Origin of the sequence: Cohnella pontilimi (assembly GCF_005049045.1) — a bacterium.
Classification (GTDB): domain Bacteria; phylum Bacillota; class Bacilli; order Paenibacillales; family Paenibacillaceae; genus Cohnella; species Cohnella pontilimi.
In genome coordinates, this window is record NZ_SUPK01000002.1 from 432,949 (window position 1) to 444,832 (window position 11,884).

An 11,884-nucleotide genomic window follows, 5' to 3' on the forward strand; every position below is an offset into this window, starting at 1 on the left:
GCGGTCATCCCGCCGGATCCGGCTTGAAGCTCGGCGCCATTATCGAGTTGTAGGTGTGCTCTACCTTGGCGGCGATCATCCTCATGTGAAAGTCGTTCATGACGCTGGCATGACCTCGCCTGGAAAGCTCTTGATGGTTGACGGCCTTGTTGTACACACGCCGGATGGTTCGATATAACTCTTCTACATCCCCATCCTTCACGATGAACCCGCCTCTTGTCTCCCGGATGATTTCCGGCGCCCCGCCGGAATCCGAAACGATGACGGGCGTCTGCGCAAGCAACGATTCGATGATGACTCTGCCGAACGGCTCGTTGAGCGAGAAATTAATCGTAAGATCGCACTCTTTCATCAAGTCCAGCGGATTCTTGCTGTGGCCGTAAAAGATAATGTTTTCCTCCAAGCCATACTCGATTGCCTTCCGGATCAAATCGTTGAAATAGCCTTCCGACCCGTCCACGGATGCGTCGCCCACAATGAACAGCTTCCAGTTATAGATGCCGGCGTCGGCAAGCTTCTTGACGGCTTCCATGATGAGATGATATCTTTTCCACTCCACAATTCGTCCGAATGTCCCGATGACCAGCGTATCGTCCTGCATAAAGACACGGCTTTTTGACGTTACGGCCAATTCCGGATCGACACCGTTGTAAATGATCGTCTTGTTGCCGCCTTGCAGAGAGTTGGCCACAAAGCGCGAAATGCAAATCACCCGGTCAAAAAACCTTGGCAGCACATGGTTAAACATACGCAAATGCGTATAGTCCCTGTGATGCCACACCAGTTTGCACTTCGTCATAAATTTGAGCGGAGCCGTATACCAAGGTGCCCGCCATCCGTTTGCATGCACGATCTCGATTCGGTGTTTCTTCACGAACGACTTGATCCGAAACACGGTTTCCAGATAGCCGAAGCCGAATCGTTTTTTGATGCTGTTCAAGCGGAGCGGGAAGTGCTTGTACTTCGTTCTTATTTCATTCAAATAGGCGGTGTCGGGAGGGCTGAGCAAAAAAAGATTGTATTTTGACGTATCCAAGTAATTGATCAAATGGATCAGGCTTTGTTCGGCGCCTCCCTTCCGATCCGCGTGGGTAACAAACATGACGTTCGTTTTTCCGTTCATTCAAAGCACCTGCTTTACGGGATAACCGGGATTTAACGATTCGATAAAACCTTTCAGCACCTCTTTATGGTTGTAATGCTTCCGCAGGAAATTTTGCGATGACTCCAGCAGCGCTTTCGCCTCCCGGGGATGCTCGAACAGCCGCTTGATCTTCCGGTAAAAATCGTCCGGCTTGTCGGCAATCATGATATGCTCACCGTCCGCAAGTCCCGTGCCCTCATTCCCGATCGTCGTCGAAACGACAGGCAAACCGTTCCGGATCGCTTCGATTGTCTTTAACTTGACGCCGGCGCCGTTCCGCATCGGATTGACGAACAAATACCCGCTTTTGTAAATATCGTCCAAGCTCTTCGGGCTGTCGTGTATCATCACATGGGTCAAATCGAACGATTCGAGCCAACTTAAGCTCTGTTTCCTGCTGTTGCCCGCCACGATGAATTTGTAACCCGGTTCCTTGAGCATCAGAGGGTGAACATACTCGAGATACCATTGGATCGCTTCCCGGTTATTCGGCATGAACAACGAACCGATAAACACGACGTGCTTGGTCTGAAACGTGTTGGAACGAAATGCGGCATTATCGACAGGCGGCGGCAAAAACAAGCTGTTGGCAGAAGGATGTCGCCTCTGGAAGCTTTCAAACTCCTTGCTGGAAATAAACAAATAGTTGTTCACCTTTTCCAGAATTTTCTTCTGCAGCAGGCCGAACTTGCCGCTCTCCATGTAGTAATACATTTTGTGAATCGGATTTTTGGCGCTTCTGGCAAGCGCCTTGAAATAGACCGCTTCATCGTTGTGAACCCGCAGAATGACGTTGTCTTTCCGAATATTCGGGTTGTTCAGAATCGGATACACATAGTCGCCCTCGAGCAGCACATAGTCATAGTCCGCATCGAAGTTGACGTATCGCAGCTCGTTTCGCGAACGGGCCTGCATGGGGATCGCATGCAGAAGATCCGCCAACTTGCTTCTTCGGGAACAAATCTTGATTTCTTCAACATAGGTTTTGACAACCGCCAGGTCCGTCTCGGAAGGAAGTTGTTTGCCGCATACGACAAGATGAATCTTCCATCCGAGCTCGGACAAAACTTTAATTCTTCCCCAAGTATCGACCCTTCCGCCATGGTCGGCAGGAAACGGAAAATCGCTGCACACGACAAGTATTTTCATCTCGATACCCTCGGCATGTTGGTATGGTTCGTCTCGTTCCGGCCCATAAAAAAGCTGATAAAGGCAAACAGCAGCCAAACCTCGTATTTGATTTCCAGCGCAACGAAGATCAGAGAAAACAATATAAACACAAGGGCCAGAAACAAGCTGGATGTGGATTTCACTTTCACGATCAGATTTTTGGCCAGCAGGAAGAAGAACGCGATCGAGACAATCCCGCCGAACATCACCCATTGGAAAAATCCCGATTTCACGCCCAGATTTTTATCGGAACCCTCATACAGAAGCAGCTCCCCGGCATTGATCTGGCTTAAACCGAAAGCGTTGTAAGTAACACGGGACATCAATTCAATCGCATCATTCATGTACTCATTGAAATAAGTCACATACGCTCCGGTTCCGACGCCAAGCGGATGATGGAACACCGTAGCAAGTGCAATGATGATCGTTCCCATTCGCGTATACGACGACGTGTAGTTTTCGATATCGTTACTGAACGAATAAGTAAGCCCTGCAGAGAAAGAGGCAATATACCAGTACAAGGCCAAAACAATGGCAATAAGCAAAATGAAGTTTTTCTTCTTTCTGAAATCCAGAAATTTGATCATGGTCACGAGAAGCGTAAGCAGCATGACGATTAAAAACCCTTTCGAACCTGTTACGGACGTATAGAAGAGAAAAAAGCCGGCCGCATACAAGAAGGACAACGTCCGGGCGAAACCGCCGCTCAAATACCGGGTCAAATAAACCATGATCGCGGAATACACGACGATTATCGTTCCCGTCGTACTGCTTTCCGAGGTGAGCAGCCTCACCCTCCAATACGGACTGCTCCCCGAATGCAAATAGGTCAGCGCATCCGGGATGCTCAATAGCTCCAAAACCATAATGGCGAGCAGCAGCGTGACCACGGCGAAAAAGCAGCCGTAAATCACTTTCAAGCTTTTGATTTTCGAGAACACCAGGTACATATGTCTGATGTAGAACAAGATCAACACGAAATACATCAATACTTTCATCGATTTGACGAGCAGGTTCTCCGTACCGAAGCTGTAAGTGCCCTGCACGAATTGAACGAGAATATACACCATGCTCACAAAACTCAAATAAAGAATAAAAGCAAACAAATACTTCTGCTGCTTCGACGCATACGTCACTTTCTTGTGTTTGGCCAGCATGGCAACTTCACAAAATATAAAAACAGGAAACAGCAAAATGATAGGAGACCTGCCGATTTCGCCGATCATGTTGACAAGCGGGAAATCTTGATAGATCGTCAGCAGCAGCAAAAGACAGAGATATAAAGCGAGAAAGAATTGTCCTTTCACCGGTTGCTGAGCAATGGGTTCATCCGGCGTTGGGCTGCTTAGCCAGCTCGCATTCATCGTCGCTCCATCCCCGCACCCGCATACAGCCGTTCGATTTGTTCATTCATCTGATCGGAATGGAACTTTTGGTAAAAAATTTTCCCACCGGTCTGCCCCATCTTCTCCAGCTTACTTTTGCTCAGCGATTGGATAATGCCGACCAGTTCTTCCTTCTTGTCGAAATCGAAAATATAACCATTGACGCCGTGCAGGATAATTTCCGGAAGTGCGCCCCGGTTGCTTGCGATGACAGGTTTCTTGTTCCGCAGCGCCTCGATCGCGACTAAACCGAACCCTTCCCAGCGTGACGGCACAATCAGCGCATCGCATGCTTGCATGTAACGGTCGATCTCCGAATTGTCCACCCAGCCGATCTTCACCGCACTGTCGGGATATTGATAATCCACACGTTTCAATACGGTATCTCCGATCAAATAAAGATTGACATTCGGGAACTGATTCTCGTTAAACACCTCAAGCAGCAGGTCGAAGCCTTTTTGCCGGTCGAAGCGGCCGACGAATAGCAAATTGATCTTGTCCTTCTTGACGGCAATCGGCAAACGATTCGCGGGAAGCGCATCCGACACTCCGTTGTATACGACGACCGATTTGTCGGGCGGCAAGCCGTAATTCATGGCCATCTGATATTCATGCTGGGAAATGTTAATGATGAAATCCGTCCGAAGCGACAGCACCTTTTCCACCCAAGCGAACAGTCTTCGTTTCCACGGCAGCGTGTCCATTAAAAAAGCCCATCCGTGCGAGCAATATATAACGGCGGGGCGTTTCCTCTTTAAAAAAAGCAACGTTCGCAGGAAAAACCCCGCGAACGTTCCGTGAACATGCACGATATCCGGATTAATTTCATTCATCTTCTTTTGGATCGACCGCATAGCCCGGAGAAAATATTTCGGCTCCCTCTTGTACGGATACAGGTACAGCCGCTCAGGACTGATCCGCAGGCTGTCCCGGCTCGTATTCTGCTCAGAGGCCATGAGATAAATATCGTGACTTGCCGACTGGTACTTCAACACCTCATTCAGATGGGTTTCGATGCCACCTTTTGTAAACTCCGAGATATGAAGTACTCTTGCCATGATTTCGCCCCCGTTTCCTGATTAAAACGCATCTTGAGATTTGAAAACGGTTTTTACCGTTCGGAACATAATTTGGATATCGAACCAAATACACCGCTTCTCAATATAAGCAAGATCCAGTTCAACCATTTCTTTAAAACTGAGATTGTTTCTTCCGCTCACCTGCCAAAGCCCGGTGCAGCCCGGCGTGACGGACAAGCGCTTCTTGTCGTATTCCGTGTATTCCGCCACTTCCCTCCTCAGCGGGGGCCTCGGACCCACGATGGACATATCGCCTTTCAGAACGTTAACCAGCTGCGGCAGCTCGTCGATGCTCGTTCTTCGTATAAACTTGCCGACTTTCGTCACTCGCGGATCGTCTTTCATTTTGAACATGGCACCGCTGATTTCGTTCTGATCAAGCAGATCTTTCAACATTTCTTCGGCATTCGTATACATAGACCGGAGCTTGTACATGCGAAACGTCTTTTCGTTCTTGCCGATCCTTGTCTGGTAGAAGAAGACTGAACCTTTCGGGTCCTCCCATTTGATGAGGACAGTGATGAAGGCGATCAGCGGGCTTAGCAAAATTAATCCGACCAAAGATACGATAATGTCCATGGTACGTTTGAGGATCGAGTACAGCGTAGAATCGCCGCGGTTTTCTTTCCGCACCGCCGTATTCGAGGAATAATTCGCGCCGCGCACTACCGCTTCATCCCGATAGGGTCCGGATCTCATGCTCGATCACTCCATCCGGCGAATAATTGTTTGCCTAGTTCACGCTCCACCAACTCCTCGAGCCCCGTCATCAATTGGTGCCTGAGCTCTTGATTCCGAAGCGCAAAGTCGATTGTCGTCATTATAAATCCGATCTTCTCTCCCACATCATAGCGAGTGCCTTCAAAGTCGTAAGCATACACGCCCTGGTCTTCATTCAACTTTTGAATCGCATCGGTAAGCTGAATTTCCCCGCCCGCACCGATTTCGTGCCGACCCAAATATTCGAAAATTTCGGGCGTCAAAATATAGCGTCCCATAATGGCCAAATTGGAAGGTGCTTGTCCAAGCTTCGGCTTTTCCACGAAAGAATTCACTTCGTAAAGATTGTCCTTTCCCGGACCCGGATCCACGATTCCATATCGGTGTGTCTGATCGACGCCTACTGTCTGCACACCGATGACCGAACGCCCCGTACGTTCATATTGTTCGATCAGCTGTCTGGTGCACGGTATTTCGGCCTCCACGATATCGTCTCCGAGCAGAACGGCAAACGGCTCGTCCCCGATAAAATTGCGCGCGCACCATACGGCGTGCCCAAGCCCCTTCGCCTCTTTTTGCCTGATATAATGAAGATTCACATGAGACGACTTTCTGACTTTTTCCAAAATGTCGTATTTCCCTTTTTCCTCTAAAACATATTCGAGCTCGAACGCAATATCGAAGTGGTCTTCAATCGCCCGCTTTCCTTTACCGGTGACAACAATGATTTCTTCCACGCCCGATTCAATCGCTTCTTCTACTATGTACTGAATCGTAGGCTTATCGACGATTGGAAGCATTTCTTTCGGCATGGCCTTCGTTGCCGGCAAAAAGCGGGTACCGAGTCCGGCGGCAGGAATGATAGCTTTTGTCACTTTTTTCACTTTGGCTTCACCCTATCCTGTTTATTATGACAAGGGCATCGAACCCTTCCTCACGTCACACCCTTGACGATGAACGTCTAAGGTCGGCTGACCCACAGCATGACCGAGTGCCTCCGGTGATAGAGGTGCAGGAGACATTACCTTAACGATCCGGGTTGTTTATCGTTCGGAAGAGGTATGCGCTACTTCTTCTTGATAGTAATAGGCGTATGAGTCCTTGCTATTTCGTTGGACGTTATTCAGAACGGCGCCGAGCAGCTTTGCTTTCACATGGTCAAGAGACGCCTTCGCTCTGCGTACGGCTTCTTTCTTCACATTGCCCGAGTCGATCACGAGCACGACACCGTCGCTTTGGGTCGCCACGATTTGAGCATCCGTTACCGAAATAATCGGTGGAGTGTCTATTAGGATCACATCATAGATTTCCCTGCAACTCTTCAGAAGAGCGGCCATCTGCTTGGAAGAAAGCAGCTCTGAAGGATTGGGAGGTGTAGGCCCGGAAAAAATGATGTCCAGGTTGTCGGTGTTGGGATGCTGAACGATTTCCTCCAACCCTTGTTGATTGAACAAAGCAGTCGTCAAGCCGAATCGGTTGGACTTGTTGAATATACGATGCTGTGACGGTTTCCGAAGATCGGCATCGATCAGCAGCACCCGCTTGTTGGCTTGAGCGAATGCGACCGCCAAATTGGCGCAAGTTGTGCTTTTCCCTTCGCTTGGTTTGGTCGAAGTGATTAAAATGATTTGCAGCGGCCGGTCGACCGAAGAAAACTCGATATTGGTCCGCAGCATCCGATAAGCTTCGGAGACAGGCGATTGCGGATTTTTTTCCGTAATCAGATTCCATTTAGGAGTCGAATGAGACACTTTTTTCCCTCCCGGCGGTTTTCATGATCGGAGTTTTGCGAATTCCTTCGGTGGCATCACTTTCCTTTAGCCTCGGTATCGAAGTAAGTACGGGAACCCCAAGCAGCGATTCGACGTCTTCTTCGGTCCTGATCGTGTCATCCAAATAATCCAACAGGAAGGCAATGCCGACGCCCATCATGAATGCGAGCATGAACGCGACGACAATATTCATCACGGGATTCGGAGCGACCGGAGCGTGATGCTCCCGCGGATCGGCATAGTCCAAAATCGAAACATTATCGACCTTCATCAGTCCGGGAACTGTTTTTTGAAACACTTCCGCTACGGCGTTTGCGGCCTTGGCCGCCCTGACATAGGACTCATCCCGAACCGTTATGGACATGACTTGCGTTTCATTCACCGAGCTTATCTTTACTTTGCCGATGAGCTCCCCGTACGACATTTCAAGCTCCGGAAACTCATGGACAACTTTTTTCATTAGTCGCGGCGTTTTGATGATTTCTTTATACGTTTTGATCAATCCGATTGTGGAGTTAATGGATCCGACGTCTATGCTCGGTAACAATGAACTGCTGTCCTTATACGGATTGACGATTAGTTTCGCGGAGGCTTCATATTTGGGCTGGATGAAGTAATACGAATAAATGCCGACGGCCAGACAGCTTACGGTGATCAACAACGCGATCAACAACAGCCGTCTTTTGACGATCATCCAATATTGTTTTAATTCCATCGTGTTTCCCCCGTTACGATTCGCCCTCTATCTAAGCATTTAATTCGATATGAAGACATATTTTCATTTCACTATTCAATTCGAGAACTTTCGGGCATACAAGGTGACACAGAGAGCTTATCGGGTTCGCACACTTCCCTCTGCAGTCTCAGCAGATGTCACCTGCGTCACCGAGTCTCCGAAGATGGCATTGTCGCGATTTGCATTTTTTAGTGCAAATAGTTATTCGTTATGCGAACATCTAGGCATGACTCTGCCCAAAACGAGCCACATGTAGCAGTTCCTAACTACGATAAGGGATGCGAATGTCTCGCTATGGTCATAAAATCATCAACCGTTCCGCCTTTCACTATGTAATCCATCATGTCTTCCGAGCCTTCTTCAAGCCCTTTCTTCTTCAACATCAAGGATACCAACTCCGCCATATCAACGGATTCATTTCGCGACTGGTAACCGGTGATCAGAAGGAGTTCGGACAGCGGTCTCCAATCCGTCAATCCAGCCGATTTCGATAGAGAAGGATCTTCGGACAATCTGTACAAAAATTGTTTCAGCCTTGCTTGCTTCTGCTCCAAATTCGAAGACATCACCTGTGTTTCTCCCCTCCACTCATGAACTTACCTGCAGACCTCGTCGAACCGTGAATGCCTTTCGGTTTTTAGTATGCCACAGGTCGAACAAATTCTTGAGGGAAGAAAGACAGGGCTTCTAGGGGCTCACATGTGAATTTTCATAAGCATAAGCTCCTATTTTTTGAGCTTAGTAGAATGATAATATACTCATTTTAACATGGATAAATTTCTCATCCTTCTAATCAAAGCACTCATTACCGAGTTCAGTTTCCACCTTTGGTCTTATATCCCAAAATGAAATAAAATGCTTGCAGCACCGAGAAAAACATATTATCCGCATGGGAAATTACGCGCGAAAGCATGGGTCAAGGAAGGACCAATGACGAGCGTCCTAGAAAAGCGGGACGAAAAAATAGTCCAACTTGGCATGCAACGTTTTTGAAATGAAAAATTTTACGTACAAATGCGGAAATTTTAACCTTCATAAGAAGAAAAACCCGATCATTTCCGCGGCGACACGGTGAGCAGGTTCTTGAAGAGCGTCATATGAATGCTATTTACTGTAAAAAAAGGATATGGCACGGCGTAAAACACCTGAGCCATTGGCAGCCGAGGCAGGTTTACTGCCGAAAGGTCTGTCTTCAACCACACACTTCGCATTGTTTCGAAAATAAGTTTCCCAAGGCTCTCCCATACGGCGGCGAACCGCATCGTATGCCTCTCGCAAACGGAATCCCCTGGTTCGGAGATGATGAGCATCCGACGAAACAAGGTGAATGAGACCCCTTTCGCAAAGCGACCAAGCCGTTTTTTGGATGCGTCCGCTGAAGCCGCCAAGCAGCGAATGTGTAGTCACTTGTGCCAAAGCTCCCATCTCGACCAACTCGGCAAGCCGCCCAGGCTGCTTGATGATTTCCGCATTACGTTCTGGATGGGCGATGATCGGTTTTAGCTTCATCACATTGAGCTCATGAATCAATTCTTCCATCTTCGGCGGTAAATGTCCGGATGGCATTTCAATTAATACATAGCTGGAGCCGGCAAGCGGCAGCAGTTCTTGCCTATACCATGCCTCCAACAGATCATCGTGTACCCGAATCTCTTGTCCTGGCATAATCGTAACCGGCACACCCGCCTCTATTAACCGCTCATTCGCACGCAAGGTGTGCTCTTCTACCTCGACCGCTGTGTTCCAATAGTGCCCGTTCGCGTGGTGCGGCGTTGCCACAATCTTCGTAATTCCCTCTGCAGCGGCTGTACGCGCCATCCGTAAAGTCTCCTCCCAATCGGCCGCTCCGTCATCCCGTCCGGGCAGGATATGCGTATGAATATCTATCATGGGAACTTCACTTCCTAAATCGATATAATCACAAGCCTGGGAGGCAAGTTCCACCATAGTCTATCATACGAAAATACAATTATCAGCTTTTCAAATATCCACAAAGGAAAATACCCCGCCCAGACAGGGGCAGGGCGGGGATTACACTCAGTTGGCGCCGCGGCGGTTATTTCAATTCACCGCCGGCATCCTGAATCACCCTGCGGGCCTGCTCCGTAACGGAAGCCGGTACATCCGCCGACAAAGTAAAAGCGGCCGCAGGAGCCGTTCCAACATCGGAGGCGAATTCGTTCGCCAGTGTACCGCTGAAATTTTGTACGGGAGCGCCCGCCGGCTCGGATGCATTCATGGCACCCGGCGCTGGCTCGGATGCCATCTCGGATGCTGCCATTCTCGTATACCCGCCGGATTCCCGTTCCAGACGAAACCGGTCTCCGCGCAGCGAGGACAGCTTGCGCACCGCAGACTCGGCCTCTTCCTGCGTGGCAAATCGCGCTTGTATCGTATGGGTGTCCACAGGTCAGTCCCCCTCATACGCGGCTGCCCGCCGGTCGGCTTCGGCCGCCCTCTGCTGCGCTTCGATGTCCTCATGGTCGGCGAGCTCTTCGGAATATTCCACGTCTTCCGCCGAACCCATAGGCAGCTGATCATAGTCTTCCTCTTGTCGGTAAACCGGCTCACGGATCATTCGGGATACGTTCATGGGGAACCTCCTTCTGCCGGTTCAAGTGTCTAATTCCGGCAATATATGGTTGACTCCCCTATATTGCACACGCAGCGTTCAGGTTATGCGCAAAAGACCGTCCTCCAGAGCCGGTAAGGCCCGTAAGGACGGTCTGATGAAGGACGACCGGGAATCAGTCGCCCAGAAACGCTTTTTTCATACGGTCGAAAATACTGCCGCCGTGCTGCTCGTGCGTGGACTCGCCAGCCGTAGCCGCAAATTCACGAAGCAGGTTTTTTTGCTCCTCGGTCAAGGAAGTCGGGGTCACGACCGTCACTTTCACGTGCTGGTCACCCTGCCCATATCCGCGAAGCTTCGGGACACCTTTCCCTTTCAGGCGGAAATACGTGCCCGTCTGGGTGCCGGCTGGAATTTTCAGCTTCACTTTCTCCGTTAGCGTCGGCACTTCGATCTCGTCGCCCAATGCCGCTTGCGCGAAGGTAAGCGGAATCTCACAATAAATGTCGTCGCCTTCCCGTTCGAAGAAATCGTGGGACTTGACGCGCAGTACGATGTACAAATCGCCCGGCGGCCCGCCGCGCTGGCCGCCTTCCCCTTCTCCGGTCATGCGGAGCTGGGAACCGTCGTCGACGCCTGCGGGAATTTTGACGTGAATTTTACGGTTTTTCTTCACTTGACCGCTGCCTGCACATGTCGGACAGCGCTCTTTAATGATGCGTCCGCGCCCTCCGCACGCCGAACAAGCGCGGCGGTTCACAATGCGGCCGAACGGGGTGTTCTGTGCCACTTCCTGTTGGCCGGTACCGTGGCAGACGGAGCAGGTTTCCGGCCTCGTCCCGGGCTTCGCGCCGTTGCCGTGACAGGTGTCGCACGTTTCGGTGCGGGGAATCGTGATGTCCGTTTCCTTGCCGAACACCGCTTCCTTGAATTCGATCGTCATCGTGTATTGAAGATCGTTGCCTCGCTGCGGAGCGTTCGGATCCCGCCGTCCGCCGCCGCCGAAGAACATATCGAATATATCGCCGAATCCGCCCATATCGGCGCCGTTGAACCCGCCTCCGCCGAAGCCGGCGGACGGGTCTTCATGACCGAACTGGTCGTACCGGGCCCGGCGCTGATCGTCGCTCAGGACGTCGTAAGCTTCCTTCACTTCTTTGAACTTCTCTTCCGCGTCCGTTGCCTTGTTGACGTCCGGGTGGTATTGGCGCGCGAGCTTGCGGTACGCTTTTTTGATGTCCTCCGCGGAGGCTCCCTTGCTCACGCCGAGAACGTCGTAAAAGTCTCTTTTGTCGGCCAACTCTCC

The 11,884-nt window shown here is 50.2% G+C and carries 13 protein-coding genes; all 13 read right to left on the reverse strand.

The window, feature by feature from the left end; translation table 11 throughout:
- Positions 1-4 precede the first annotated feature (4 nt).
- Complete coding sequence (locus tag E5161_RS06115; RefSeq protein ID WP_136776817.1) at positions 5-1,123, reverse strand: glycosyltransferase; 1,119 nt, start codon at positions 1,121-1,123, stop codon at positions 5-7.
- Positions 1,124-2,293: a glycosyltransferase family 4 protein gene (locus tag E5161_RS06120; RefSeq protein ID WP_169306582.1), complete on the reverse strand. Its 1,170-nt coding sequence runs from the start codon at positions 2,291-2,293 to the stop codon at positions 1,124-1,126.
- The gene (locus tag E5161_RS20695; RefSeq protein WP_169306583.1) at positions 2,290-3,678 is read right to left on the reverse strand and encodes a hypothetical protein; all 1,389 of its coding nucleotides are present in this window, start codon (positions 3,676-3,678) and stop codon (positions 2,290-2,292) included. The genes E5161_RS06120 and E5161_RS20695 overlap by 4 nt, the downstream gene beginning before the upstream one ends.
- Entirely contained in the window at positions 3,675-4,757 is a 1,083-nt protein-coding gene (locus tag E5161_RS06125) for a glycosyltransferase (RefSeq protein WP_136776819.1), read from the reverse strand. Before E5161_RS06125 ends, E5161_RS20695 begins: the two co-directional genes overlap by 4 nt.
- A 21-nt stretch (positions 4,758-4,778) precedes the next feature.
- Entirely contained in the window at positions 4,779-5,477 is a 699-nt protein-coding gene (locus tag E5161_RS06130) for a sugar transferase (protein ID WP_136776820.1), read from the reverse strand.
- On the reverse strand, positions 5,474-6,382 hold the full coding sequence (gene galU / locus E5161_RS06135) for a UTP--glucose-1-phosphate uridylyltransferase GalU (protein WP_136776821.1): 909 nt from the start codon (positions 6,380-6,382) through the stop codon (positions 5,474-5,476). The genes E5161_RS06130 and galU overlap by 4 nt, the downstream gene beginning before the upstream one ends.
- 159 nt (positions 6,383-6,541) lie before the next feature.
- Entirely contained in the window at positions 6,542-7,249 is a 708-nt protein-coding gene (locus E5161_RS06140; protein ID WP_246042115.1) for a CpsD/CapB family tyrosine-protein kinase, read from the reverse strand.
- Positions 7,230-7,985 carry a YveK family protein gene (locus E5161_RS06145; protein ID WP_136776822.1) on the reverse strand — a complete coding sequence of 252 codons (756 nt, stop codon included), beginning with the start codon at positions 7,983-7,985 and terminating at the stop codon, positions 7,230-7,232. The genes E5161_RS06140 and E5161_RS06145 overlap by 20 nt, the downstream gene beginning before the upstream one ends.
- A gap of 287 nt (positions 7,986-8,272) precedes the next feature.
- Positions 8,273-8,572, reverse strand: a complete 300-nt coding sequence (locus tag E5161_RS06150) for a hypothetical protein (protein WP_136776823.1) — start codon at positions 8,570-8,572, stop codon at positions 8,273-8,275.
- Between the two features lie 538 nt (positions 8,573-9,110).
- On the reverse strand, positions 9,111-9,953 hold the full coding sequence (locus tag E5161_RS06155) for a tyrosine-protein phosphatase (protein WP_342773838.1): 843 nt from the start codon (positions 9,951-9,953) through the stop codon (positions 9,111-9,113).
- Between the two features lie 109 nt (positions 9,954-10,062).
- Positions 10,063-10,413 carry a hypothetical protein gene (locus E5161_RS06160; RefSeq protein ID WP_136776824.1) on the reverse strand — a complete coding sequence of 117 codons (351 nt, stop codon included), beginning with the start codon at positions 10,411-10,413 and terminating at the stop codon, positions 10,063-10,065.
- A gap of 3 nt (positions 10,414-10,416) precedes the next feature.
- On the reverse strand, positions 10,417-10,599 hold the full coding sequence (locus E5161_RS06165) for a YfhD family protein (protein ID WP_211246693.1): 183 nt from the start codon (positions 10,597-10,599) through the stop codon (positions 10,417-10,419).
- A 154-nt stretch (positions 10,600-10,753) separates the two neighbouring features.
- Complete coding sequence (dnaJ, locus tag E5161_RS06170; protein ID WP_136776825.1) at positions 10,754-11,878, reverse strand: molecular chaperone DnaJ; 1,125 nt, start codon at positions 11,876-11,878, stop codon at positions 10,754-10,756.
- Positions 11,879-11,884: the final 6 nt, after the last annotated feature.